At 71.1% G+C, this 25,524-nt stretch carries 21 protein-coding genes; 9 read left to right on the top strand and 12 right to left on the bottom strand.

All coding sequences use genetic code 11. From position 1 onward, the window contains the following. Positions 1–51: 51 nt before the first annotated feature. Together TCUR_RS05655 and TCUR_RS24700 are read right to left on the bottom strand one after the other, a co-directional pair. On the bottom strand, positions 52–921 hold the full coding sequence (locus TCUR_RS05655) for a crotonase/enoyl-CoA hydratase family protein (protein ID WP_041440980.1): 870 nt from the start codon (positions 919–921) through the stop codon (positions 52–54). 225 nt (positions 922–1,146) lie between these two features. After that, entirely contained in the window at positions 1,147–1,542 is a 396-nt protein-coding gene (locus tag TCUR_RS24700; protein ID WP_083789970.1) for a hypothetical protein, read from the bottom strand. 140 nt (positions 1,543–1,682) lie between these two features. On the opposite strand from TCUR_RS24700, the gene TCUR_RS05645 reads away from it, so the two are divergent. The 3 genes from TCUR_RS05645 to TCUR_RS24690 all read left to right on the top strand — a co-directional run bounded on the left by TCUR_RS05645 (position 1,683) and on the right by TCUR_RS24690 (position 4,753). Further along, complete coding sequence (locus TCUR_RS05645) at positions 1,683–2,696, top strand: class I SAM-dependent methyltransferase (RefSeq protein WP_012851513.1); 1,014 nt, start codon at positions 1,683–1,685, stop codon at positions 2,694–2,696. A 49-nt stretch (positions 2,697–2,745) separates the two neighbouring features. Beyond that, a complete protein-coding gene (locus tag TCUR_RS24695) occupies positions 2,746–3,387 on the top strand; it encodes a hypothetical protein (protein WP_012851512.1) in 642 nt (213 codons plus the stop codon). Between the two features lie 268 nt (positions 3,388–3,655). Beyond that, positions 3,656–4,753, top strand: coding sequence for a trypsin-like serine peptidase (locus TCUR_RS24690; protein ID WP_012851511.1), 1,098 nt, complete (start codon positions 3,656–3,658; stop codon positions 4,751–4,753). Between the two features lie 123 nt (positions 4,754–4,876). Here the strand turns inward: TCUR_RS24690 and TCUR_RS05625 are convergent, their stop codons facing one another. Further along, complete coding sequence (locus TCUR_RS05625; RefSeq protein ID WP_012851510.1) at positions 4,877–5,104, bottom strand: hypothetical protein; 228 nt, start codon at positions 5,102–5,104, stop codon at positions 4,877–4,879. Positions 5,105–5,467: 363 nt separating this feature from the next. Between TCUR_RS05625 and TCUR_RS05620 the strand changes: the two genes are divergently transcribed. Beyond that, the gene (locus TCUR_RS05620) at positions 5,468–6,025 is read left to right on the top strand and encodes a hypothetical protein (protein WP_012851509.1); all 558 of its coding nucleotides are present in this window, start codon (positions 5,468–5,470) and stop codon (positions 6,023–6,025) included. 1,975 nt (positions 6,026–8,000) lie between these two features. Here TCUR_RS05620 and rraA read toward each other — a convergent pair. Both rraA and TCUR_RS05610 read right to left on the bottom strand, forming a co-directional pair. Next, positions 8,001–8,480: a ribonuclease E activity regulator RraA gene (gene rraA, locus TCUR_RS05615; RefSeq protein ID WP_012851506.1), complete on the bottom strand. Its 480-nt coding sequence runs from the start codon at positions 8,478–8,480 to the stop codon at positions 8,001–8,003. Between the two features lie 209 nt (positions 8,481–8,689). Further along, positions 8,690–9,145: an Lrp/AsnC family transcriptional regulator gene (locus tag TCUR_RS05610; protein ID WP_012851505.1), complete on the bottom strand. Its 456-nt coding sequence runs from the start codon at positions 9,143–9,145 to the stop codon at positions 8,690–8,692. 173 nt (positions 9,146–9,318) lie between these two features. On the opposite strand from TCUR_RS05610, the gene rocD reads away from it, so the two are divergent. Further along, positions 9,319–10,518 carry an ornithine--oxo-acid transaminase gene (rocD, locus tag TCUR_RS05605; RefSeq protein WP_012851504.1) on the top strand — a complete coding sequence of 400 codons (1,200 nt, stop codon included), beginning with the start codon at positions 9,319–9,321 and terminating at the stop codon, positions 10,516–10,518. Between the two features lie 69 nt (positions 10,519–10,587). On the opposite strand, the gene TCUR_RS05600 is transcribed toward rocD, so the two are convergent. From TCUR_RS05600 to TCUR_RS05580, 5 genes are all read right to left on the bottom strand, one after another. Next, positions 10,588–11,838, bottom strand: a complete 1,251-nt coding sequence (locus tag TCUR_RS05600) for a serine hydrolase domain-containing protein (RefSeq protein WP_245536992.1) — start codon at positions 11,836–11,838, stop codon at positions 10,588–10,590. A 291-nt stretch (positions 11,839–12,129) separates the two neighbouring features. Continuing rightward, complete coding sequence (locus tag TCUR_RS05595; RefSeq protein ID WP_245536991.1) at positions 12,130–12,660, bottom strand: flavin reductase family protein; 531 nt, start codon at positions 12,658–12,660, stop codon at positions 12,130–12,132. 42 nt (positions 12,661–12,702) lie between these two features. Next, positions 12,703–13,242, bottom strand: a complete 540-nt coding sequence (locus TCUR_RS05590) for a hypothetical protein (RefSeq protein ID WP_041439338.1) — start codon at positions 13,240–13,242, stop codon at positions 12,703–12,705. Positions 13,243–13,293: 51 nt separating this feature from the next. After that, on the bottom strand, positions 13,294–14,187 hold the full coding sequence (gene mshB, locus TCUR_RS05585) for an N-acetyl-1-D-myo-inositol-2-amino-2-deoxy-alpha-D-glucopyranoside deacetylase (RefSeq protein WP_012851500.1): 894 nt from the start codon (positions 14,185–14,187) through the stop codon (positions 13,294–13,296). A gap of 13 nt (positions 14,188–14,200) precedes the next feature. Then, positions 14,201–15,868, bottom strand: a complete 1,668-nt coding sequence (locus tag TCUR_RS05580) for a serine/threonine-protein kinase (protein ID WP_012851499.1) — start codon at positions 15,866–15,868, stop codon at positions 14,201–14,203. A gap of 264 nt (positions 15,869–16,132) precedes the next feature. On the opposite strand from TCUR_RS05580, the gene TCUR_RS05575 reads away from it, so the two are divergent. After that, positions 16,133–18,211 carry a S9 family peptidase gene (locus tag TCUR_RS05575; protein ID WP_012851498.1) on the top strand — a complete coding sequence of 693 codons (2,079 nt, stop codon included), beginning with the start codon at positions 16,133–16,135 and terminating at the stop codon, positions 18,209–18,211. A 13-nt stretch (positions 18,212–18,224) separates the two neighbouring features. Here the strand turns inward: TCUR_RS05575 and TCUR_RS05570 are convergent, their stop codons facing one another. Next, entirely contained in the window at positions 18,225–19,964 is a 1,740-nt protein-coding gene (locus TCUR_RS05570; RefSeq protein WP_012851497.1) for an ABC transporter ATP-binding protein, read from the bottom strand. Beyond that, positions 19,961–21,703 carry an ABC transporter transmembrane domain-containing protein gene (locus tag TCUR_RS05565; protein ID WP_012851496.1) on the bottom strand — a complete coding sequence of 581 codons (1,743 nt, stop codon included), beginning with the start codon at positions 21,701–21,703 and terminating at the stop codon, positions 19,961–19,963. Before TCUR_RS05565 ends, TCUR_RS05570 begins: the two co-directional genes overlap by 4 nt. A gap of 349 nt (positions 21,704–22,052) precedes the next feature. Here TCUR_RS05565 and TCUR_RS05560 point away from each other — a divergent pair, with 349 nt between their 5' ends. Genes TCUR_RS05560 through TCUR_RS05550 form a run of 3 tightly spaced genes read left to right on the top strand, consistent with a single transcriptional unit; the run spans position 22,053 to position 25,448 of the window. Then, a complete protein-coding gene (locus tag TCUR_RS05560) occupies positions 22,053–23,267 on the top strand; it encodes a PP2C family protein-serine/threonine phosphatase (RefSeq protein ID WP_169312999.1) in 1,215 nt (404 codons plus the stop codon). Next, positions 23,264–24,958, top strand: coding sequence for a sensor histidine kinase (locus tag TCUR_RS05555; protein ID WP_012851494.1), 1,695 nt, complete (start codon positions 23,264–23,266; stop codon positions 24,956–24,958). Before TCUR_RS05560 ends, TCUR_RS05555 begins: the two co-directional genes overlap by 4 nt. Continuing rightward, positions 24,951–25,448, top strand: coding sequence for a response regulator (locus tag TCUR_RS05550; protein WP_012851493.1), 498 nt, complete (start codon positions 24,951–24,953; stop codon positions 25,446–25,448). Before TCUR_RS05555 ends, TCUR_RS05550 begins: the two co-directional genes overlap by 8 nt. Positions 25,449–25,524 lie beyond the last annotated feature (76 nt).

Here is a 25,524-nt window from a genome sequence, read left to right as displayed (position 1 = left end):
CATGAATGCCCCCATCGCCCGGCGGAATGCCCCGCCCGCCGGGGCCGCGGGTCAGGGCCGGGGCCAGTCGGGGACCTGGGGCGGCAGGTCGGTGCTGACGCGCATGGGGAAGGCGGCCGGGCGCTTTTCCAGGAAGGAGGTGACGCCCTCGGCGGCGTCCGGGGCCGCGCCCAGCTCCGCCATCAGGCGGGAGTCGGCGCGGTGGGCCTCCCACGGGGAGGACGCCGACAGGCCCGACCACATCAGGCGGCGGATCGCGGCGACCGACACCGCCGAGGTGTTGTCGGCGATCTCCCGGGCCAGCGCGTAGGCGGCCGGCAGCAGCTCCTCGGGCGGGCAGACGCGGGAGACCAGCCGTCCGGCCAGCGCCTCCCGGGCGTCGAACACCCGCCCGGTGGCCACCCATTCCATGGCCTGGGAGATGCCGACCACGCGGGGCAGGAACCAGCTGGAGGCGGCCTCGGCGACGATGCCGCGGCGGGCGAACACGAAGCCGAACTTGGCCTTCTCCGAGGCCAGGCGGATGTCCATGGGCAGCGTCATCGTCACGCCGACGCCCACGGCGGCGCCGTTGAAGGCGGCGATGACCGGCTTGAGGCAGCGGGCGATGCGCAGCGCCACGGTGCCGCCGCCGTCCCGGGGCGTGCCGTCCTCCAGCAGGTCGTCGCCGCCGAACATCTCCAGGCTCTTGTCCTTGTTGAAGGTGTCGCCGCCGGCCTGCAGGTCGGCGCCGGCGCAGAAGGCCCGGCCCGCCCCGGTGACCACGACCGCCCGCACCTCGTCGTCGGCGTCGATCCGGTCGAAGACGTCCAGCAGCTCGTTGCGCATGGTGAAGGTGAAGGCGTTCAGCCGGTCGGGACGGTTGAGCGTGATCGTCGCGATCCGGTCGGCGACCTTGTAGTCGATCTGGGTGTACGTCACGTCGCGGCCCTCTCCTTGCACCACCAGCAACAGAATGTGATTCTAGACACGCCCGTCACCCGGGCTCCTCGAGGAGGCCCGGCCCTCCATCCGTTCCCCCTCTCCGCTCGGCAATCGCCGGGGAGCGGCGCGCGGGGTTCCAGGCGCCATGCGCCCTTATTAATTACGTGTCCCCCGGTTCCGGGAGCGTTCGGTTCGGTGCCGTCTCAGGGGACGTGCTCCGCCTCAGCCGCGGAGGGTCGGGAAGACCCGGGTGACCGCGTCGGCGTACCAGCGTTCGGGTGGGCCGTCGTAGCCGGGCGGCGGCACGGGGGTCAGCCGGTCGCCGTCGCGGGCCAGCCCGACGGTAAGGCTCGACCAGCCGGGACGGGTCGCCGCGCCGATCGCCGACACATCATCGGGGGTCAGCGTGAGGTCGCCGGGCGGGTCGCCGCCGCAGGCGGCCAGGCGGACCGCCAGCGCGGCCAGCAGCCTGGCCCAGCCCCGGCCCAGCAGCAGCGGCAGGCCGGTGACGGCCAGCTCCGGCAGGCCCCGCTCGGCCAGGCCCCGGGTGACCAGCGTCAGCCCCTCGGGCGTCTGCCGGCCGGCGATCGTCACCTCGCCGTGAGTTCGGCCTTGCATGCCCATGGCAGGCACCGTACCGGCTCTTTCAGCGACCGAACGTCGTTCGGTGAACGCTGCGGGTAACGGGCTCGCCCGAGTCGGGCATACCCTTGGCCAACCCTCGTTCAACTGTTCGCATTGTCGGCTAAGTTACGAACGTGAACTGGGCCGTTGCGACACACGACTCCGCTTTCGGGTACGTCTCCGCGCACGGCGCCCCGCTGGTCGACTTGCTCGATCCGCAGCCCGACGAGCGCATCATCGACCTGGGCTGCGGCACCGGGGTGTTCTCGGCCGCCATCGCCGAGCGCGGCGCCCAGGTGCTGGGCATCGACGGATCGCCGGAGATGATCGCGCAGGCCGCTGCGACCTACCCGCAGCTGTCCTTCGTGGTCGCCGACGCCCACGACTTCACCACCAGCGAGCCCTACGACGCGGTGGCCTCCAACGCGGCGCTGCACTGGATGACCCGCGACCCCGACGCGGTCATCAAGGCGGTCTACAAGGCGCTGCGGCCGGGCGGGCGGTTCGTGGCCGAAATGGGCGGCGCCGGCAATTGCGCGGAGCTGATCGCCGCGATGCAGACGGCCTGGCGGATCTTCGGGCTGGCCGAGCCGGAGCTGCCGTGGTACTTCCCCACCCCGGCCGAGTACGCCTCCAAGCTCGAGGCCGCCGGGTTCACGGTGCGGCTGCTGGAGTACTTCGACCGTCCCACCCTGATGACCGAGGGACCCAACGGCGCCGCCGACTGGGTGCGGGTGTTCGCCGCCAGCGCGCTGAAAGAGGTCCCTCCGGAGATCGTCGAGCCGCTGCTGGCGCGCATCAACGAACTGGCCGCGCCCGCGCTGCGTCGCGAGTCGGGGTGGGTGGCCGACTACGTGCGGCTGCGTTTCGCGGCGGTGCGCAAACCGGACGGCAAGGCTCCCACCTTCAGCCCCCGCGGCGGGTCGGCGAGCCGCGTGGGGTCGGCCGGCACGCCACCGCCTCCGCAGCAGCCGCCGAGCGCGCCGCACGTCACTCCCATGCAGCCCGCCATGCAGCAAGGCCCCGCGCCCGGTACCGGCCCCCACATGCACACCGCCATGCCTCCGCACCCGCAGGCCGCGCCTTCTGCGGGTCCCCCCGCGGGCGGACCGCCGCCGGAGACGCCCGCCATGCACCGGAACGGCTGAAGGCGGGGACGGGACGGTGCGGATTCACGACTCCCGCCGAGGCCGGGCGGTGGACTTGCCGCCGGGCCCGCTCCACATCCATGTGCACGGGCCCGGGCTGCGCGCCTTCATCACGGCCGACGTGCTCTGCCGCACGGCCGCCCGGCGGCGCAGCCGCGCGCTCCTCACCCGTTCCGGGCCGCCCCCACGCCCCTGGCCGCTCACCGGATTCAACGTGCCGGACGTGCCCGCCGGTGACGCGGCGTCCGCGCAGGTGGTGGTGGCCGAGCAGGATCCGCCCGAAACGGCCTGTCCTAAAGCGGCGCACCTGATGCTCGTCCATCCCATCGAGCCGTCCTCCCTGTCGTCGCTCGCCGACGAGGATCCGGTGACGCTGCGCATGGCGATGCTGTCCGCGCCCTACCGCGAACCGCTCCGGCTGCCCGAGCAGGCCGCCGATGCCCGGGCGCGGCTCGGCCGCTGGCGGGCCCTGCTGGCGGAGTGGGCCCGCTCCCCCGGCAGGCCGATGAGCCGGCGGCACGCCGCGGACGCGGAGGCCGCCTTGGCGCAGGACCTGGACAGCCCGGCCGCGCTGGCCGTGCTGGAGGAGCTCGCCGCCGACCCCGCGGCCGCTCCGGGAGCCAAGCTGGAGACCTTCATCCACCTGGACCTGCTGCTGGCCCTGGACCTGGTGCGCGATATCGGCCGGTAGCAGATGATTCTTTACCGATCCGTCATCTGAGAACGATCGGTCGACCCCGGCCTCATATGGAAGGATCGCCCAACGGAGGCGATCCGGTCACCCGAATCCGCGGATCGGCCGGATCCGGTCGCACACACTTCAGTATTTCGGACAGAAAGCCACAAACTTCACAAAAGTGATATAGCCAACTTGGCTTCAGCTTGACTAGTTGGCCGAGAACCTGTTTGGTTTTCCGTCCGTACCCCGCTCCGAACAGTCTCAAACGGAAGGCAGCAGTTTGCGTCTTTCAGCCCCCCGCATCGCCATCTCGGCCGCCGTCATCGGTACGGCCGCCGCGACCGCGAGCGTGGCGTTCGCCGCCGCCGGGCCGGACAAGACCGCCACGGCGAGCAAGGCGAGCGCTCCTTCGTCCAGCGACGTCGTCGTCCACACCGTCAACGACGTCTCCGCGAGCTCGACGCTCCAGTACTGGACCGCCAAGCGGATGCGGGCCGCCAAGCCCGTTCCGGTGCCCAAGACCGTGAACAACGCCGCCACCGCGGCCGCCGCCGTCGACCCCGCCGACGCGGCGGTGGCCCCCGGCGGTGTGGCGCCCGCCCCCGTCGGCGCCACCGCGGCCGCCTCCGGCGGCATCTCCTCGGCGGCCGTCATCAAGGCCAAGCAGTGGCCGGCCAGCAAGCGCAACTCCGGCATCGCCAAGACGACCGGCCGGGTGTTCTTCAAGCGGAACGGCCAGGACTACGTCTGCAGCGCCTCGGTCGTCAACGCGCCCAACAAGCGCTCGGTGTGGACCGCCGGGCACTGCCTGCACAGCGGCGGCCCCAAGGGCAAGTGGCACACCAACGTCATGTTCGTGCCCGGCTACCGCGACGGCAAGGCGCCGCGCGGTAAGTACACCGCCCTCAAGCTGGTGGTCGCCAAGCAGTGGGTGAACAGCAAGAACGTCAACCGCCGCTACGGGTACGACCTGGCCGCCTTCACCGTCCGCAACTGGAAGGGCAAGCGGATCCAGGCGCGGACCGGTGCCCAGGGCATCAACTGGGGTTACAAGAAGCGCACCTACTCGATGCGCCTCTTCGGCTACCCGATGGTGTTCCTGCCGTCCGGGAAGCCGACCCAGCGGCACCGGATGTACTACTGCACCGGTAAGACCGTGGGTGTCCGCTTCCACAGCAACGCGCCGATCGGCCTGGGCATCAAGTGCACCATGGGCGGCGGCGCCAGCGGCGGCCCGTGGATCTACGGGATGAACAGCAAGGGTTGGGGCCGGATCGTGGGTGTCAACAGCACCCACTCCACGGTCAACACCTACATGTACTCCCCGTACCACGGGAAGGCGGCGGCCAGCGTCTACAAGACGGTCCGCAAGCTCTGAGGCTCGCGTTCACCGCGACCCGCTGAGCTGAAAAGACGGGCCGTCGCCGGGGACCACTCCGGCGACGGCCCGTCGCTTTGTCGCGTCTTCGTGCGAGGCGTTCTTCAGCGGGCTCCCGGCCGGCTACTTCACTTCCGGCATGGGAGCCGGCTTGGCGTTGCGCATCCGCTCCTCGGTCCAGTACTCCTCGACCTCTTGCGGATCCTGCTGCACCTCATGCGTCACCGGCTGTGCCGGTTCCTGCGCATCGGGAGCGCGGCCGGCCTGGCTCGCTGCCGCGAACCCCACGATCGTGATCGCGGCGATGGCCGCCGCCCCACCCCCCATGGCGATGATCCGCCGTCGGCTCATTACCGGGCCCTCCATGTCGTCATACCGATCCGGGGCCTTGCGGCCGCACGACCGCTCTCAAGCCCCGCGTCCGCCCATGCTACGGGGCGGTCCGGCCGATGAACCGGTTTCCACCCGGGTTTTCTCCCCCACGCCGGGAAACCACCGGCCCCGGCTTCCCCTATTCTTCGCATCACGCCCGTAACACCCCGGACGCCGCCGCGCCCGCCAAGACCCGGCAGATCACAACCACCTAACCCTTCACCGCCGGAAGGGCCTGGACGCAACGATCCTCTTTTCCCGTCACAGGCGTCTCTGTAAGCTTCTGTAAGCTTCCGCTGCGTACCCCGCGCTCCGCAGGCACGCACTCGACCAGGGATAGGCATGCTCGCCCGGCTCGTTCGGCCCCTCGGCCTCCTGACGCTGACCGGCCTGACCGCGGCCTGTGCCTCCGGCTCCTCCGGGAAGGGAACGTTCCGCCCCTCCGGCAGCCTCGCCCGCCCGGCCGCCTCCGACGCGGCCCAGGCGGCCCCGCACACCCTGCCCACCGAACAGGTCGACGCCCAGGTCCTGCAGAGCTACGCCGCTTACCAAAAGGCATACAAAAAGGCGTACGAGACCAACGATCCCTCCCCGCTGTCCGAGGTGGCCACCGACCCCCTGCTCACCACTCTCACCGAGGACATCGAACGCACCCGCGCCAAAGGCGTGATCTGGCGCTTCGTCAACATCTCCAACCCGCGCGTGTACGCCCGCTCCGACGACGGTTACACCGTCTACGTCGTCGACTGCATGCGCACCCTGGCCGCCTACCGTTTCTCCGCCAAAACCGGCAAGCGCCTCGGCGGCGGCCCCGGCGGCACCTACCAGTACCGCACGGCCGTCACATACGAATCCGGCGCCTGGAAGGTCTCCAACACAAAGCGAGACAAACCATGCTGATCAGCCCACTGCTCTCAAGAGCCCGCAACACCGTTGCGCGAGCCACAGACAAGGCGTCCCCCGCCGCACCATCCGGCCGCCGCACCACGAAACGCACGGCCTTCAGCGCAGCCGCCATCATCCTCGCAAGCTCCCTCACCGTCCTCGGCGAGGCCGCCCTGCAAGGATCACCGGCCCTGGCAGACCCCTGCAGCGGCGGCAGCGGCGGCTTCGGCTGCGGCTACAGAGACGGCGGCCGATCGGGCGGCGGAAGCGGAGGCGGAGGCGGCGGCTCCGGCGGCGGAGGCAGCGGCGAAATTCCCGAACTCGACGGGGACGGCAGTATCGGCCTGCCTGAAACTAGGGATGGAGAAGGCGGCTCAGCAGAGCCGCTGCCGACAATTTACTGGGCAGAGGTTGCTCGCTCCCGAGCCAATCTTCCAGTGCCCCTAGTACATACCGCACCGAGAGACAAAACCTACGTAGGTCTCCGCACTAGCCTTTGGGTAGAGAATTTTCACTCCGTCGAGACTCCTCGTATTGGGGACGGCGACCAGCAAGTATGGGCGGTTGCCACCCCGAAGTATGTAGTTTGGAATCTTGGCGATAAAAGCATCACCTGCAATGGAGCAGGCAGCGCAGGAAGCCTGAGTTGCAGTCACACTTATAACCGAGCATCCACAAGCGTTCCCGGTGGGACCTATAAGGTCACCGCAACAATCGTCTGGGGAGTCGAGTGGTACTGCGTAGGCAGTGACTGCGATGACAATTATGGAACTCTAGAAGACCTATCCATGATATCAGCCCCATACCCCTATGTGGTCAGCGAGATCCAGACCAACAGTCGACCATGAAGCATCTTTCGCTCACAAACATCCCAATCAAACCTCACGGCACCTTTGCCATTATTTGCGCTTCCTGCATTGCACTAGCTAGCTGCAGCAGTGACACAGATCCCCCCAAAGCAGCTACAGCTACTCCTACACCAGGAAGATCTACAACAACATCTCCCCCCGCCCCGAACTACTCTTTGAAACACATCAAAGAAAACCTAATCCCCCCAAAAGAAGTGACGGAGGGCCTGCGAGAGATTAAAGTTAAATTCTTGGGAGTGAAGGAAGGAAAGGTTGCTTCTTGTTCAATGTCGGAGGTTGAACTCCCAGGAGAGCCGGAAGTAATCACCCGTCAGTTCATCAAAAGTGGGCACCCCCCTACCGAAACCCACTACATCCAGCTAATCGCTCGATACAATGCCCCACAAGGAGCACATAAAGCCTTTCAAAAAATACAGATAAAGGCACGGTCCTGCCCTCCCAAGCAAGACGTTCCTCCTAGAAGGACCACCGAAGGGACCACCATACTTCCACACAAAGACACTTGGCAGACCAAAGAAGGCACAATTGAAGGCTGGCAGTACCTACGTGGTCACGAACGCCGCGAGGTTCCCCGCTCAATGACCCGATACAATGTCTACTTCATGATGTACGACTACGCAGTGCGCGGAAACGTTCTTGTTTGCACTTACTACTCAGAACGAAGAGAGCCCGGAAAGTCCGGAGACCCGATCGCCAAACGGGCCACTGAGATTCTCACCAAGCAGCTAAAAATGTTCAATTAATCCCCCGCAAACCAAACACTCCAAAGAGAACAGCGCCTGCCAGATTTCTAGAGCGAGAAACTCCTAGAGATGGCGATAGGAAAGCAGGTGACCAATTCTGGTTGGTCACCTGCTGGAATCCAAAAGTTTTCTTACTTCAGAGAGCAAGGAACAGAAGGGGCAGTGAGGTGCGAAGGACGAGACTCCCTCCGAGGTTCTTCGTCACCTTCAGCACGCTGACTCAACTCGCGCCCGCCTGCTCTCCTTATTAGCACAGATCGACATTCGTCCGCGCTCAAGCCTTCGCAACCCCAGAGCATTAACAAAGATCAAGCTACAGGATTAGTTTTGGCTCCAGCGGGAAGCTTTTCCGTAGCGTTTCCACAACTTTTGAGTGGATCAGATGAGGCGGCGGGAAGCCACTACGATGCCGTCCTCGTCGCTGTAGAGCCAGTGGCCGGGGCGGAACTCCACGCCGCCGAAGGTGACGGGGACGTCGACCTCGCCGACGCCTTCCTTGGCGCTCTTGCGGGGGTTGGAGCCCAGGGCTTTGATGCCCAGGTTCAGGGTGCGCAGGGTCGCCACGTCGCGGACCGCGCCGTTGATCACCACGCCGGACCAGCCCTGCTCGACCGCGGAGGCGGCGATCAGGTCGCCCATCAGGGCCGAGGCCAGGGAGCCGCCGCCGTCCACCACCAGCACCCGGCCCTCGCCGGGGGTGTTCAGCAGCTTCTTGACCAGTGCGTTGTCGCGGTGGCAGCGGATGGTGGCGATCGGGCCGGCGAAGGCGGTGCGCGCACCGTACTGCCGGAACTGGGTCTCGCAGCTGGCCAGCTCGGCGTCGAATTCGTCGATCAGGTCGGCGGTCGCGAACTCCATGCCAGGGAGCCTACCGTTTGGTAACCAAGCGCCCGGAACCCGCCCCCTGGCCTGTGCGGAGAACGATCCGCGGCGCAGTTCTCAACCCCGTATCGGTGTCCGGTTACAGGTCATCCTCGGTGGAGGCGGACGCCGGCTTTGCGTTTCAGACGACGGTGCCGGTGCGCATCCGCCCTTCGCCACATCCGGAGCACCAGCGCCGCGCGTCCCTAAGTACCCGGGCCGTCGGTGGGGCGGCCGATCAGGCGGGACAGCACGATCGAGGTCTTGGTCTGGGCGATGTTGGGTTCGCGGCGCAGGCGCTCCAGGGTCTCCTCCAGGTGACTGATGTCGCGGGCCCGCAGGTGGATCAGGGCGTCGGCCTCGCCGGTGATGGTGTAGGCGGCGATGACCTCCGGATACTTGCGGACGCTCTCGTAGGTCTCCTCAGGGGAGCGGGCGCCGTCGTAGAAGATCTCGATGAACGCCTCGGTGGTCCAGCCCAGCGCCGCCGGGTCGACCACCGCGGCGAAGCCGGTGATGACGCCCTCCTCGCGCAGCCGGTCGACGCGGCGTTTGACCGCGGGCGCCGACAGCCCGATGGCGTCGCCGATCTGGGCGTAGGAGGCCCGGGCGTTCTCCATCAGCTGCGCAACGATCCTGCGGTCAAGCTCGTCAAGACGCAACGAACGCACCCTCTGAAGTCGGTTTTGTGACTGTCTCCGCTGTCTGCTTCGAACATACGCTGGACGCAGGGGAGGCGGCCACCTCGCCTTCCCGGCCTGCGCCGGGCCGATCCCCGGTGCGGGCGACTCCGGCCACGGTCATCTAAAGGTCGGCGGACCGCCGAAGGAGCATCGTGACGACGCGAACCGAACAGCTGCGCGCACTGTCCGACGAGCACAGCGCCCACAACTACCATCCGCTCCCGGTCGTGATCGCCGAGGCCGAGGGCGCCTGGGTGACCGATGTCGAAGGACGGCGCCTGCTGGACATGCTGGCCGCCTACTCGGCGGTCAACTTCGGGCACCGCCACCCCCGGCTGATCGCCGCCGCGCGGCGGCAGCTGGAGCGGGTCACCCTGGTCAGCCGGGCCTTCGACCACGACCAGTTCGGGCCGTTCGTCGCCGAGCTGGCCGAGCTGGCCGGCAAGGAGATGGTGCTGCCGATGAACAGCGGCGCCGAGGCCGTCGAGACCGCCCTCAAGACCGCGCGCAAGTGGGGTTACGAGGTCAAGGGCGTGCCGGCCGACCGGGCCAACATCATCACCTTCGAGGGCAACTTCCACGGCCGGACCACCACGATCATCAGCTTCTCCACCGACCCGGACGCCCGTAACTCCTACGGTCCCTACACCCCCGGCTTCCGCATCGTCCCGTACGGGGATGCGCAGGCGCTGGCGGCGGCGATGGACGAGAACACCGTGGGGGTGCTGGTCGAGCCGATCCAGGGCGAGGCCGGGGTGATCGTGCCGCCCAGGGGGTTTTTGACGGCGGTGCGCCGGCTGTGCACCGAGCACGGCGCGTTGATGATCGCCGACGAGATCCAGTCCGGGCTGGGCCGCACCGGCGCCACGTTCGCCGTCGAGCACGAGGGTGTCGTCCCCGATGTGTACGTGCTGGGCAAGGCGCTGGGCGGCGGCATCCTGCCGGTGTCGGCGGTGGTCGCCGACGCCGATGTGCTGGGGGTGTTCAAGCCCGGCCAGCACGGCTCGACGTTCGGGGGCAACCCGCTGGCCTGCGCGGTGGGACGCGAGGTGATCGCGATGCTGCGCACCGGCGAGTACCAGGAGCGGTCGCGGACGCTGGGTGAGCACATGCACCGGCGGCTGAGCGCGCTGCCCGGCGACGTCGTCCGCGAGGTGCGCGGACGCGGGCTGTGGGCCGGGGTGGAGCTGAACGGCAAGGCCCGCCCGGTCAGTGAGCGGCTGCTGGAGCTGGGCGTGCTGGCCAAGGAGACTCACGAGACCACGCTGCGGCTGGCCCCGCCGCTGGTGATCAGCAGGGAGGACCTGGACTGGGCGCTGGACCGGCTGGAGATCGCACTGCGCGAGTTTTGATCGCTCCCCGCTCGGGCGCCCGGGGCACCTGGCCCCGGGCGCTCTTTTCCGAGGAACGGGGAGGCCCGCTCAACGCAGGGCCGGCACGCCCATCAAGGGCATCGGTGTCACAGGCCGCCGGGCGAAGGTGACCTGGGCCTGCCGGTCCCCGCAGAGGGCCAGCTGCAGGAACGGCCCGAACGCCTCGTCGATGGGGTGGGGTTGCAGGTTCCCCGAGGAGTCCGGCCGGTTGTACTTGGTGAGGTTCACCGCGTAGGAGACCTGCCGTCCGCCGTCGGCGCGGATCAGCGACTGCGCTCCCGCTCCCCAGACCACGCCGTCGTGCCCCCAGAAGACGCCGCAAGGCGTGTGGACCGCATACAGGCCGAGGCCGTAGTCCATGGTCCCGCCGCCGACGCCGACCGGCACCGTGCGCTGCATCTGCGCCAGCGACGCCCTGCTGATGATCTTGCCGTTCAGCAGGGCGGCGTAAAAGCGGTTGAGATCGTCCATGGTCGACACCACGGCGCCCGCCGTGCCCACCCAGGACATGTCGTAGACGCTGTAGTCGCGCGGCGGGTCGATCAGGCCGTACATCGCCTCGTACATCCGCGGATGCGGCCCTTTGATGCGGGGGCCGGCCGGGAACGCGGTGTGCTTGAGCCCGGCGCGTTCGATGACGTTGCGGGTGATGTGCTTTTCGGCCGGGGTGCCGGTCACCCGTTCCAGCAGCTGCCCGAGGATGACGTAGTTGGTGTTGGAGTAGGACCCGGGCAGTTCACCGGGCCGGCCGGTGGCGGGCGCGGCCAGCCCCATCCTGATCAGCTCGGCCGGGCGGAACCGGCGGAACCGGTTGTCCTCCAGGCTGCGGGGCGACCCCTGCAGCAGGGAGGGGAAGGCGTAGGGGATGTAGTCGGCGATTCCGCTGGTGTGGTTGAGCAGCATCCGGACGGTGATGCGCCGGCCGCGTTCACCGGGCACCAGGTGCGGCAGGTAGCGGCCGATGGGGTCGTCGAGCCGGATCCTGCCCCGTTCGGCCTGTTGCAGGACGGCGGCGGCGGTGAAGGTCTTGGTGATGCTGCCGACGCGCTGGCGCATGTGGGGCGTGACGGGACGGCCGGTCCGGACGTCGGCGACCCCGGAGGCCCCGCGCCACACCCGGCCGCCGTCGCGCACCTGGGCGTACAGGCCCGGCATGCCCGCCCGGTGCACCCCGTCCATGGCGGCCTGCAGTTTCGCCGGGTCGAGCCCGGCCGCGGTGCTCGCGGCGGAGGCCGGTGTCACGATCAGCACGCCCGCCCCGGCGGCCGCGATCCCGAACGCCGCCAGCCGCTTTTTCACCGAACCTTTTTCAGCACGCCGTTTCCGCAGGCCGGAACGGGTGCGCCGGGGACGCTGCCATGGCCCGGCCGCGGTATGGGACCGAGTGCCGCCGAGGTTTCCGTGCCCAGGGTGCCGGAAAAGGTTCACTGCTCCGTCCTCTCGTCGAACGCGAGGTCGGAAAGTGACTCTCCTGGAGACGGCAGGAAATGTCACCCTCCGTGCGGAGGGATATCCCCTCTTCGCGAGGAGGAGACCGTTTTCCCTCCCGCGAAGGACGACGGCATGCGAATCCGCAGGTCCCGCGGGAGGCTAGGCCAGGGTGCGGTAGCGGCCCTCGAAATACAGCAGGGGACGGTGCTGGGGGGCGGGGGTGGACGCCGCCAGGACCCGGCCGACCACGATGCTGTGGTCGCCGCCGTCGTGCACGGCGTGAGTGCGGCACTCCAGCGCCGCCAGCGCCTCGGTGAAGATCGCCGCCCCGGTGTGCTCGCCCCGGGTGAACGGGTGGCCGCCCAGCCTGCCGTCCAGCGGCCGGCCCCGGGTCGCGAACCACTCAGAAAGGTCCCGGGCGCTCTCGGGCAGCACCGACACCGCCCACCGGCCGGATTTCAGCACCGCCCCGTGCAGGCGGGCGTTCTTGTCCGCGCAGAACAGCACCAGCAGCGGGTCCAGGGAGACCGAGGTGAAGGCGTTGATGGTCATGGCGTAGTCCACGCCATCGGCCACCGTGGAGACGATCGCCACCCCGGTGGCGAACCGGCCGAGCACCCGGCGGAACTCGCGGGGGTCCAGCTGGACGGCGGACTGGTCGGACGGCTGCAAAAGACGCTCTTCGCTCACAATGCCCCAGACACTACCCAGGCGCCCGGAAGGTACCGCAGGTCAGGTCCGGTCACGGGTCACGCCGGGGCCCAGCAGCCAGGCTCCGGGCACTCCGGCGGACCGGGTGAGCGCCACGGCCAGGCCGCCGGTGACCATGCCGCCGATCATGAACAGGTAGCCGGGCAGGTCCCCGGTGATGAGCAGGTCGCCTTCAGCGCGCGGGCTGGAGGCGGCGATCACCACGGCCATCCAGGTCACCCAGGGGACCGCCGCGGCCGACTTGGCGCGCATCCCCCAGCCGACCAGCCAGGGCACCGCGAAGTTCAGCGCCACCAGCACGATCGCCGCCACCGGGACCGGCCCGGCGCTCCACCGGTAGTGCAGGGAGCCGATGCATCCCATGGCCAGACCCAGCAGCGCCAGCAGCCCATAGGCGCCGCCGACGACGAAGGCCCGCAGCGCCCCTTCATCGGGCGGCGGCGCGGCCGGCGGGTTCGCTTTCGCAACGGCCGGGAAGTCCTCGGGCGAAGGCCCACCGGGCAGGACCGGGGTGCCGCCGTCCCCGGTCAGCGGCACTCCGGTGTCCTGGTCGTTGTCCACAGCCACTGAGGTTATCCATTCGGTTCGGGCCGCCCGTTCCCCGTCGCCGGCCTACTCCAGGCCGGGCAGCCCCGAAAACAGCCCGCTTTCGCGTCCGTCGGCCACCGCCGGGCCGCGCGGCCCGTCCAGCAGGGTGTAGTACTCGGCGCCGAACGCCTGCTGCCCGATGTTGTTGGACAGCGCGAAGAACGGCCCTTCGGAGGCCACCACGACCTGGGTGCGGTGGGCGCGCAGCGCCGCCAGCTTGGCCGGCAGGTGGGCGCGGGCATCCACCACCGTGGTGACCTGGTCGTCGGGCACCCCGTAGCCGAGCTGGTCGATGCTGGAGACCCGTTCGAAGGGGTGGCGGGAGTCGCGCATCAGCGCGATCGACCGGGCCAGCACCGTGCGCGGCGTGGCGGTGGCGTAGAGCTTGGCGGCCGACCAGGGCTCGCCCTCGCCGTGGGCGGGGTCGGCGGCCAGCTCACGCGCCCGCACCGTCACCCGGTGGGCCTGGATGTGGTCGGGGTGCCCGTAGTGGCCGTGCTCGTCGTAGGTGACGATCACCTGCGGGCGCACCTCGCGGATGATCTCGGCGAGCAGCCTGGCGGCCTCCTCCACGTCCGCCCGCCAAAAGCAGCGGGGATGGTCGTTGGACGGGGCGCCCATCATGCCCGAGTCCCGCCAGCGGCCGGCGCCGCCCAGGAAGCGGTGGTCGGTGACGCCGAGCGCCGCGCAGGCCTCCTTCAGTTCGCCGATCCGGAACTCGCCGAGCCGGTCCTCCTTGTCGGAGGCGAGGTGACGCAGCTCCTCGGGGATGATCTCGCCTTCTTCGCCCAGCGTGCAGGTCACCAGGCAGACATGGGCGCCCTCGGCGGCGTACTTCGCCATGGTCGCGCCGGTGCTGATCGATTCGTCATCCGGATGGGCGTGGACGAACAGGATCCGCCGGTCCGTGTCACTCATAGGCCGACCATACTCAGGGCGCCGGAATGATCTGCTGGCCGGTGCCCATACCGGGGCCGCCGCCCCCGCCGGGACCTCCGCCCCCGGGGCCGCCGCCGGGGCCGCCACCGCCGCCGGAGTCACCGCCGCCGTCGCCGCCACCGCCGTCGGGGCCGCCGTCGCCACCGGGACCGCCGTCACCGCCGGGGCCCTCATCACCGCCGCCGGGACCGCCGTCACCGCCGTCGCCGCCGGGCGGCTGGGTGGGCGGGGGCTGGGTGGCCGGCGGCTGGGACGGCTCGGAGGGGGGCGGGGGCTGCTGCCGCTCGGTGCGCCGGGGACGCGGCTGGGGCTGGTAGGTCTCCTGCGGCGGCTCGGTCTGCTGCGAGTCGTCCTGCGGCCGCTCCTCGCCGGCGTCGTCGTCGACGGTCTGCTCGGCCGTGGGAGAGGGGTTCGGGTCGGCCGGGTCGTCCCCCCGGCTCGCCGCGTACGCCAGCGCGCCGATGAGTACCAGCACCCCGGCCACCGCCGCCACCGCCAGCAGCAGCGGGCTCTTGGAGCGGTCCTCACCCGGCGGCACCCCGCGCCGTCCCGGCGGGGGCGGGTAACCGGGCACGCCCGGCAGCGTGCCGCTCACCGGGCCGTGGGGCGGGGGGCCGGAGGGGCCCGCCGGGGGGATGCCCATCGGGCCGGCCACCCGGGTCCGCCCGGGGTCGGTGGACCTGGCCGCCATCTGCTGGCCCTCCGCCAGCACCGTGGTGGGGATCTCACCGCCGGGCGGCAGCGGGTTCATCGCCGCCGTCTGCGCCTCGGCGACGCGGGTGGCCTCGCCGGCCGCCGAGCCGTCCAGCACGGTCGCGCCGTCGGCCGGCCCCGGCAGCGGCAGCTGGGCGGCGCCGCCGCCACCGCCGCCGATCAGCCGCATCATCAGCGCCTGGGAGGTGGGACGGGCCTTGGGGTCCTTGGCCAGGCACTCGCGGAGCAGCTCGCGCAGGTCGTCGGGCACCCCCTCCAGGTTCGGGGGCTCGTTCAGCAGCCGGTTGATGACGGCGTGGATGCTGTCCTGGCCGAACGGGGGCCGCCCGGTGGCGGCGAACACCATCGTCGAGGCCCAGGAGAAGATGTCCACCGCCTCGGTCAGCTGGGCGCCCATCACCTGCTCGGGCGCCATGTAGGCGGGGGTGCCGATGGCCTTGGTGCTGTTGGTGGAGCCGGCGTCCAGGGCCCGGGCGATGCCGAAGTCGATCACGCGGGGGCCGTCGGGGGCCATCAGCACGTTGTGCGGCTTGAAGTCGCGGTGCACGATGCCGGCCTGGTGGATGGCCACCAGCGCGGTCATGGTGCCGATGGCCAGCCGGTCCAGCGCCGCCCCGGTGCGCGGCCCCTGCTCGGTGACCAGCTTCTGCAGGGAGGGGCCGGGCACGAACTCGCTGACGATGTAGGGCCGGTCGCCCTCCAGGTCGATCTCCAGCACCTGCGCGGTGCAGAACCGGGCGACCTGCTTGGCGGCCTGCGCCTCGCGCACGAACCGGCTGCGGGCCGAGGCGTCCTCGGTCAGGTCGCCGCGCAGCAGCTTGATGGCGACCTTGTTGCCTTCGGCGTCCTGCCCCAAGTAGACGACACCCTGGCCGCCCTCGCCGAGACGTTCCAGAATCTGGTAGGAACCCAGGCGCCGCGGATCACTCGACTGCAGCTCCGGCATCGACACTCCTGCTACACGGGGGCCAAGGGGCGGGAGTCTCCGAAACTACCGGAGAGGCCGCCCACCCGCCTGCCCGTCAAGGGGCGGGTGTGGATCGATTGCATAACGTTCACCCCGGGGGCGATCTCTCACGGTACCCGCCCACGCGGCGCTTTCCGATCGGCATGGCCGACGGCAAGGGAAAGGTGAACTTTCTCAACCTTGCCAGAGCGCACGGCGCCCGGCCACCGCATGAGGCGAACTCGGGCTGGCAGACTCGGGGGCATGACCACGAGCTACCCGCGGCAAAGCGCCCGCACCCGCCGGTTCACCCTGGGAGTTCCCCGCGATTTCCGCATCGCCCCGGACGGCTCCCGCCTGGCGTTCCTGCGCACCAAGTCGGGCACCGACCCGGTCACCTGCCTGTGGACGCTGGAGTTGGGCGGCGGTGAGGAACGCCTGGTGGCCGACCCGGCGGCGCTGGCCTCTTCCGGCCAGGAGGATCTTCCTCCCGAGGAGCGGGCCCGCCGCGAGCGCGTCCGCGAGCAGGCCGGCGGGATCGTCGGGTACGCCACCGACCGCGAGGTGCGCAGGGCGGCGTTCACGCTGGACGGCCGGTTGATGGTGGCCGATCTGCGGGAGGCCGCGGTGCGGACGCTGGAGACGGCCACGCCGGTGTTCGACCCGCGCCCGGACCCGACCGGGCGCCGGGTGGCGTATGTGTCCGGGCGGACGCTGCGCGTGGTGGAGATGGACGGCACCGGCGACCGGGCGCTGGTGCGCCCGGAAAGCGAGCAGGTCTCCTACGGGCTGGCCGAGTTCATCGCCGCCGAGGAGATGGGCCGCACCCGCGGCCACTGGTGGGCGCCGGACGGGGAGTCGCTGCTGGTGGCGCGGGTGGATGAGACCCCGGTGACGCGCTGGCACATCGCCGACCCCGCCAACCCGCAGCGCCCGGCCACCGAGATCGCCTACCCGGCGGCGGGCACCCCCAACGCCTATGTGTCGCTGTATGTGATCGGCGTGGACGGCGGCCGCACGCCCGTGGTGTGGGACCGCGCCGAGTTCCCCTACCTGGTCACCGCCGGCTGGGACCGGCACGGGCCGCTGATCGTCGTCCAGTCCCGCGACCAGCGGGTCATGCGGGTGCTTCAGGTCTCCCCCGCCGACGGCGCCACCTCGGTATTGCACGTGTCCCACGACCCGGTGTGGCTGGAGATCGTCCGCGGCCTGCCGGCCCGCACCAGTGGCGGCGCCCTGGTGTGGACGGTGGAGGATGCCGACACCGACACCCGGCGGCTGACCGTGGACGGCGTCCCGGTCACCCCGCCGGGCCTGCAGGTGCGGTCGGTGCTGGGGGTGGACGGCGATGCGGTGCTGTTCACCGCCTCCGAGGAGCCGACCGAGGTGCACGTGTGGTCGTATGCGCCGGGTGAGCTGACCCGGCTCAGCGAAGGGCAGGGGGTGTTCGGCGGCGCCCGGGCGGGGAAGGTGACCGTGCTGACCGCCTCCCGGCTGGACCGGGACGGGGTGGAGGTGCGCGTGATCACCCCGGGCGGCGAGCACCAGATCGCCTCCCGGGCGGAGACCCCGGTGATCACGCCGTCGGTGCGCCTGCTGCACGCCGGCGAACGGCGGATCCGCACCGCGGTGGTGCTGCCCACCGGCTGGAAGGCCGCCGACGGCAGGCTGCCGGTGCTGATGGACCCCTACGGCGGCCCGCACGCCCAGCGGGTGCTGGCGGTGCGGCGCGCCTACAACGAGGCCCAGTGGCTGGCCGACCAGGGGTTCGCGGTGGTCATCGCCGACGGCCGGGGCACTCCGGGCCGCGGCCCGGCCTGGGAGCGCGCGGTGCACGGCGACTTCGCCGGGCCGGTGCTGGAAGACCAGATCACCGCCCTGCAGGAGGCCGCCCGCAACTTCCCGGACGCCCTCGACCTGAGCCGGGTGGGCATCCGCGGCTGGTCGTTCGGCGGCTGGCTGGCGGCGCTGGCGGTGCTGCGCCGCCCGGACGTCTTCCACGCGGCGGTCGCCGGCGCCCCGGTGACCGACTGGCGGCTGTACGACACCCACTACACCGAGCGTTACCTGGGCCACCCCGATGAGGAGCCGGACAACTACCGGCGCAACAGCCTGATCGAGGACGCCGCCAAGCTGGAGCGTCCGCTGCTGCTCATCCACGGCCTGGCCGACGACAACGTGGTGGCCGCCCACACGCTGCGCCTGTCGTCGGCGCTGCTGGCGGCCGGCCGGCCGCACAGCGTGCTGCCGCTGTCGGGGGTGACCCACATGACCCCGCAGGAGGTCGTCGCCGAGAACCTGCTGAAGCTGCAGGTGGAGTTCCTCAAGACCCACCTGGGCTGAACCGGGCCGGCGGTCAGGTGCCGTGCCAGGAGCGCCACAGGGCGGCATACCGGCCGCCGGCCTTGATCAGCTCTTGGTGGGAGCCGAGTTCGCTGATGCGGCCGTCCTCCATCACCGCCACCCGGTCGGCGTCGTGGGCGGTGTGCAGGCGGTGCGCGATGGCCACCACCGTGCGGCCCTCCAGCACCGCCGCCAGTGACCGCTCCAGCCTGCGGGCCGCCCGCGGGTGCAGCAGCGAGGTGGCCTCGTCCAGCACCAGGGTGTGCGGGTCGGCCAGCACCAGCCGGGCCAGCGCGAGCTGCTGGACCTGCGCCGGGGACAGCGCCCGCCCGCCGGAGCCCACCACGGCGTCCAGGCCGGGGCCGTCCCATTCGACCGCCTCCAGCGCGGCACGCGCCTGCTCGTCGGTGGCGTCGGGACGGGCCAGCAGCAGGTTGTCGCGCACCGTGCCGTAGAAGACGTGGTGCTCCTGGGTGACCAGGGCGACCTGGCCGCGCAGCTCCTCCAACGGCAGCTCCACCAACGGCACCCGGAGGCCGTCCGTACCGACCGTCACCGTGCCGGTGCGAGGGGTGTGAACGCCGGCCAGCAGCAGCCCCAGAGTGGACTTGCCCGCCCCGCTCGGCCCGACCACCGCCAGCCGCTCTCCCGGGCGCAGCACCAGGTCCACCCCGTGCAGCACGTCCCGGTCCGCGCGGTAGGCGTAGCGGACGTCACAGGCGGCCAGGGAGGGCTCGCCGTCCAGCGGGGGACGCCCGGCGGTGGGGATCCGGTCGGGCGGGACGTGCGCCACGCCCAGCAGCCGGGCCAGGGAGGCGCCGCCGAGCTGGAGGCTGTCCAGCCGGCTGAGGATCTGGTCCACCGGGTCGGCGAGCTGCCGGACGTACAGGACGGCGGCGGTCACCTGGGCCGGCGACGCCCAGCCGTGGAGGTGGTAGAGCCCGCCGATCAGCAAGGCGGCGGCGGTCTGCACGGTGAAGCTCAGCTCGATCACCGGGTAGTACACCAGGCGCAGCCGGAGGGTGCGGCGCTCGCGTTCCCAGCTAGCGGCGATGTCGGCGTCGACACGCCGGTGCCGCTGCCGTTGCAGGCCCAGCGCCTCGACGGTGCGGGCGGCGGCGACGGTCTCGGCCAGACCACCGGCAAGGTGCGCCCACGCCTGGTTCTCCCGCACGTAGGCGGTGCGGGCGCGCGGCAGGTACCAGCGGGTGACCGCCCAGATCAGCGGGACGCCCAGCAGGCACGGCAGCATCAGCAGCGGCCCCACCAGGACCAGCGCGCCGACCGTGAACACCACGAGGACCAGTGAGGTCATCGTCTCCGGCAGGGCGAAGCGCACCACGTCCGACAGGCCGCCCACATCCCGGGAGGCGCGGCTGACCAGGTCGCCGGTGCCGGCGCGTTCCACCGTCGACAGCGGCAGCCGCAAGGCCCGGCCGACGAACTCCTCCCGCAGCTCGGCCAGGACCCGTTCGCCCAGCCGGGCGGCGGCGTAGTGGGCGTGGTACATCAGCACGCCCTGAGCGATCACGAATCCGGCGATGGCCAGGGCGACGCCGTCGACGTCGGCGTGTCCGTCGGCGATGCCTTGCACCAGGTCGCCCAGCAGCCAGGGCCCCACCAGCCCGGCCACCGCGGCCAGCGCGTGCAGCACCAGCACCCGGGCCAGCGCCCGCGGGTGCCGTAGCACCAGCCGCCACGCGTACGCCCGCACCTGGCCGGCCGTGGCCACCGGCAGGGTCTCGGCGCTCATCGCCCTTCGCCTTCCTGCTCGCCGATCCGCGCAGGGCCATCAGAGGCCTCCAAGGCGCTCCCCCTGGCCACGGCGGCGGCATAGCGCGGCTCGGCGGCCAGCAGCACGCGGTGGGGTCCTTCTGCGACGACCCTGCCGTCTGCGACGAAGACCACATGGTCGGCGCGGTCGAGGATGAGCGGGCTGGTGGTGCACACCACCGTGGTGCGGCCCGCCCGGGCCCGGCGCAGCCGCTCGGCGATGCGGGCCTCGGTGTGCGCGTCCACCGCGCTGGTCGGCTCCACCAGCACCAGCACCTCGGGGTCGGCGGCCAGCGCCCGGGCCAGCAGCAGCCGCTGCCGCTGGCCGCCGGAGAACTCCCGGCCGGCCTCCCCCACGCGGGCGTCCAGGCCCACCGCCATGACGATGTCCTCGGCGGCGGCCGCGTGGACGGCCTCGCGGACGGACGCGCCGGGCCGCCCGCAGGCCAGCACGTCCGCCAGGCGGCCCGACAGCAGGACGTCCTCGTTGACGGCGACGATGATCCGCTCGCGCAGGCCGGCCACTTCCCGCAGCGGCACCCCGTTGTAGGTGGCCTCGCTGTCGGTGTAGCGGCCCAGGCGGTCGGCGATGGCGCGGGCATCGGCCGGGTCGGCGGCGGCCAGCGCGGTCAGCCGTCCGGCCCGGGCGACGAACCCGCTGCCCGGATCGGCCGGCGTCCCCGGAAGCGGCGGGGGCGGAGTGACGGTGCCGCAGCCGGGCAGTTCCGGTTCCAGCGCGAGGAAGCGCGCCACCCGGGCGGCCGCCACCCGCCCCCGTGTGATCTTGTCGGCGACTTCGCCGAGCGTGGCCATCGGCAGGGTCAGAAAAATCACATACCCATAGCAGGTGACCAGCTCGCCGGGGGTGATCGAGCCCGCCGGCGCCGTCCGGGCCCCCAGCCAGACCACGGCCGCGACCAGCAGTCCCGGCAGCAGCGCCTCGGCACCGGCCAGCAGCGCCTCCGAGCGCGCCAGGCGCGTCCCGGCGCGCCGGACCCGCTGGGACTGGGCCCGGTAGCGCTCGGCGAACAGCTCCTCACCGCCGATGCCGCGCAGGACCCGCAGTCCCGCCACGATGTCGGTGGCGCGGGTGTTGAGGTCGCCGACCAACTCCCGCAGCCGCTCACTGTGGCGGTGGTGGGGACGCAGCAGCAGGGCGCCGGCCGCCAGCACCACCGGTATGCCGGCCAGCGTGACCAGGGCCGACGGCGGGGATGCGGCCGCCAGCAGCACCAGCACCGCCACGATGGCCGCCACCGCACCGGTGCCGCGGATCACACCGTCCATGACATCGCCGATGTGGGAGATGTCATAGATCCCGACACTGACGACCTCGCCCGCCCCGCTCCGCCGCGACAGCGTGGCGCCCAGCCGGGTGGCCTGCCGGGTGACCGCCTGGACAGTGCGGTAAGCGGCGGCCAGCCGGACGAGCGTCGCCAGCCGGTGCCGCCGTGCAGTGCTCACCGCCTGCAGCGCGCCCAGTCCAAGCAGCACGCCCGACCACAGCAGCAGGGCACCGGCGTCCTTGCCCCGCACGCCCTCGTCGATCGCCCGGCCCATCGCGGCGGGGGCCAGGGCCATGCAGGCCATCCAGGTGACGCCCCATCCGATGCCGCGCAGCAGCGGCCCGGCCTGCAACCGCGCCAGCCACCACAGGTACCGTCCCGGTGAGCGGTGGTCGGGAATACCCGGGTCGGGTGCCGGCAGCGCGGTTCGCACACGGCGACCCTAGGCGGCTCTCCCCTGGGATCTCGAACGGTTTTCCAGGGCCGGCCGGGCGTGGCGGCCCCCGAAAACCCTTCTCCGCAGCCGCCGGACGATCGGATCCGGCCCGGATGGATGCGCACGTTGGAAGGAAGACTGTAAGGTCAGGGCGTACGGAGCGAGCACGGGACATCCCCGGCGCAGCCCCGTGAGCCGGGCTCCGGTGCGGGACAGCATCGTCGTCCGGCCCATCACCGTGTGGTCGGTGACGCCTCCGCCGAGCCTTGTCACAACCCCCATCAGAGCCGCCCATGTCGAGCCTAAACCCGGGCCCTTGCCCCCGCCGACCAACCGGAAGCCATTGGTGAGCACGACCAGCGATCACACGACCTCGGCAGTGCCGGGGATCGACGGCAGGCTCCGCCTGCTGCTCATCGAGGACGACCCGGGCGATGCGTTCCTGGTGGAGGAGTTGCTCGCCGAGTCCGGCCTGGATGTGGAGATCCTGCACGCCCGCACGCTGGAGGAGGCCCGCCGCCGGATGACGGGCCGGATCCACTGCGTGCTGGCCGACATGACGCTGCCCGACGCCGGCGGGCTGGACCTGCTGCGCGAGGTGCTGAAGCTGACCGGCCGGGCGGCGGTGGTGGTGCTGACCGGGCTGGCCGACGCCCACCTGGGAGTGCGAGCGGTCGCCCTGGGCGCCGAGGACTACCTGGTCAAAGGGGAGGTGGACGGGCCGCTGCTGGCCCGCGCCATCCGGTATGCCATCGAGCGCAAGCGGGCCGAGGAGAGCGAGCGGCGCCTGGTGGAGGCCCGCATCGTCAGCCGGGAGAACGCCCGCCTGGAGCGGGGGCTGCTGCCGGTCCCGCTGATCGACGACGACTCGCTGGTGCACCACGCCCGCTACCGGCCCGGCCGGCGGCGGGCGCTGCTGGGCGGCGACTTCTACGACACGGTGCAGACCGCCGACGGGTCGGTGCACCTGATGATCGGGGACGTGTGCGGGCACGGCCCCGACGAGGCGGCGCTGGGGGTGTGCCTGCGCATGGCCTGGCGCACGTTGGTGCTGGCCGGGCACACCGGCGGGGAGCTGCTGTCGATCCTCAACACCGTGCTGGTGCACGAGCGGCGCAGCGACGAGCTGTTCACCACGGTGTGCATGGTGACCGTCGCCCCTTCGCGGCGCAGTGCCCGGCTGCACCTGGCCGGTCACCCGGCGCCGCTGCTGCTGAACGAGGCCGGGGTGAACGCGGCGCCCGAAGAGCCGGCCGGGCCCGCGCTGGGGCTGCCGGTCGACCTGGTGGACGGCACCCTGTGGCCCGGCATCGACATCGAGCTGGGCGCCTCCTGGGGCCTGATGCTCTACACCGACGGGCTGATCGAGGGCCGGATCGGGCAGGGCTCGGCCCGGCTGGGCACCGACGGCCTGGTCGGCCTGGCACGCACCGCCGTGCAGGAGGGCGCCTCCGGCGACGCACTGATCGACACGCTGGTGTCGCGGGTCGAGGCGCTCAACGGCGAGGCGCTGGCCGATGACGTGGCGGTGCTGCTGCTGGCCACCCGGGAGCGCACGTGACCGCCGCGCCCCGTCCCGCCGAGCTGCCCGAGCCGGTGGTCTCGGCCGGGTCGATGAGCGCCAGTTCGCCGCTGCCCCCGCAGCTGGCGCCGCTGCGGCCGCCCACTCAGCTGCGCGGGCTGAGCCGGATCAGGCTGGGCCAGTGGTTCTACACCACCGCGGCGGCGCTGACGGTGCTGATGGCGATCACGGTGACGCTGGCGGTGCTGGCGCTGCAGGGCTACAACCAGGCCCGGGCCATCCTCATCGACCAGATCGACCCGGCGGCGCTGCGGCAGTTCCAGCTCACCACCGCGATGGAGGAGCAGGACTCGGCCATCCGCGCCTACGCCCGCCACGGCAGGGACGCCGACCTGAAGGCCTACAAGGACGCGGTGACCGCCGAACGCCAGGCCGCCGCCGCCATGACCCGGCAGCTGGCCGCGGTGCCCGGGGCGGAGGAGACCCGCAGGCGGGTGGACGCGGCCGTGGCCGCCATCGCCGTCTGGCGGGAGCGGTTCGCCGGCCCGCTGGCCGAGGGCGCGCAGCTGACCCGGGACTCCAACGAGACCGGGCGGATGCTGTTCCGCCAGGTCAACGCCGCCAACTCCGCCACGCAGCGGGAGCTGACGAGGCTGCACGGCACCTATGACCAGCAGCTGCGCGACCGGGCCCGCACCCTGTACCTGTGGCTGGCGCTCACCGGCGTGGTGTTCGTGGTGGGCTCTACGGCCATCACGCTGCTGATCCGGTGGGCCGTGCTGCGCCCGGTGAACCGGCTGAGCGAGCAGGTGCGGGCGATCGCCCAGGGCGACTTCGCCCATCCGCTGCGGGGCTCGGGCCCGGCCGACTTCGTGGAGCTGGCCGACATCGTGGACTCGATGCGGCACCGCATCGTCCAGGAGTGGCGGGCCGCCTCCGAGGCCCGGCAGATGGTCGCCGCGCAGGCCGCCGAGCTGCGCCGCTCCAACGCCGAGCTGGAGCAGTTCGCCTATGTCGCCAGCCACGACCTGCAGGAGCCGCTGCGCAAGGTGGCCAGCTTCTGCCAGATGCTGGAGCGCCGCTACGGCGACCGGCTGGATGAGCGGGGCCGCCGCTACATCGATTTCGCGGTGGACGGCGCCAAGCGCATGCAGGCGCTGATCAGCGACCTGCTGATGCTGTCGCGGGTGGGCCGCTCGGAGCGCAAGGTGGAGCCGGTGGACATGGGCGCCCTGCTGGAGCGGACCAAGCACGACCTGGGGCATCCGATCGAGGAGAGCGGGGCCGAGGTCACCGCCGACCCGCTGCCGACGGTGACCGGCGACCGGACGCTGCTGGCGGTGCTGCTGCAGAACCTGGTGGGCAACGCCATCAAGTTCCGCGGCGAGGATCCGCCGCGGGTGCACCTGTCCGCCGAGCCGTCGGCCGACGATCCGGGCATGTGGGAGTTCGCCTGCCGGGACAACGGCATCGGCATCGACCCCAAGTACGCCGAGCGGATCTTCATGATCTTCCAGCGGCTGCATCCCCAGGACACCTACAGTGGCACCGGCATCGGGCTGGCCATGTGCCGCAAGATCGTGGAGTTCCACGGCGGCCGCATCTGGCTGGATCCCGGCCACGAAGGGCCCGGTACCACCTTCCGCTGGACGCTGCCCGTGCGGCAGGCGGACACCGAGGAGCGGGCCGACACCGAGAGTGAGGAAGGCGACGACGCTGCCGATGGGTGACAATCCTGGCGCGATCGAGGTGCTGCTGGTCGAGGACGATCCCGGGGACGTACTGCTGACCCGCGAGGCGTTCGAGGACAACAAGGTCCGCAACAACCTCAACGTGGTGGGCGACGGCGAGGAGGCCATGGCCTACCTGCGCCGCGAGGGCCGCTATGCCGACGCGCCCCGGCCGGATCTGATCCTGCTGGACCTCAACCTGCCCCGCAAGGACGGCAGGGAGGTGCTCAGCGAGGTCAAGGCCGACCCCGAGCTGCGTTCCATCCCGGTGGTGGTGCTCACCACCTCCGCGGCCGATGAGGACATCCTGCGCAGCTACGATCTGCATGCCAACGCCTACGTCACCAAGCCGGTGGACTTCGAGCGGTTCATCGAGGTGGTGCGGCAGATCGACGACTTCTTCGTGACCGTGGTGAAGCTGCCGGGGCACCGGTCCGGTTCGGGACCAAGGTCCCTGCCGCAAGAGGCGAAGTTCCCGAAAACCGTGTGAGCTCCCTCACCTGGAACGATGTGACGAAACGCACTCAATGCCCGAAATGCACCACTCATAGCCTATGGCTATCGAA

The sequence above is a fragment of the Thermomonospora curvata DSM 43183 genome, from assembly GCF_000024385.1.
GTDB lineage: Bacteria > Actinomycetota > Actinomycetes > Streptosporangiales > Streptosporangiaceae > Thermomonospora > Thermomonospora curvata.
Note: the sequence above shows the minus strand (reverse complement) of the source record. Positions and strands in the feature narration are given on the sequence as shown.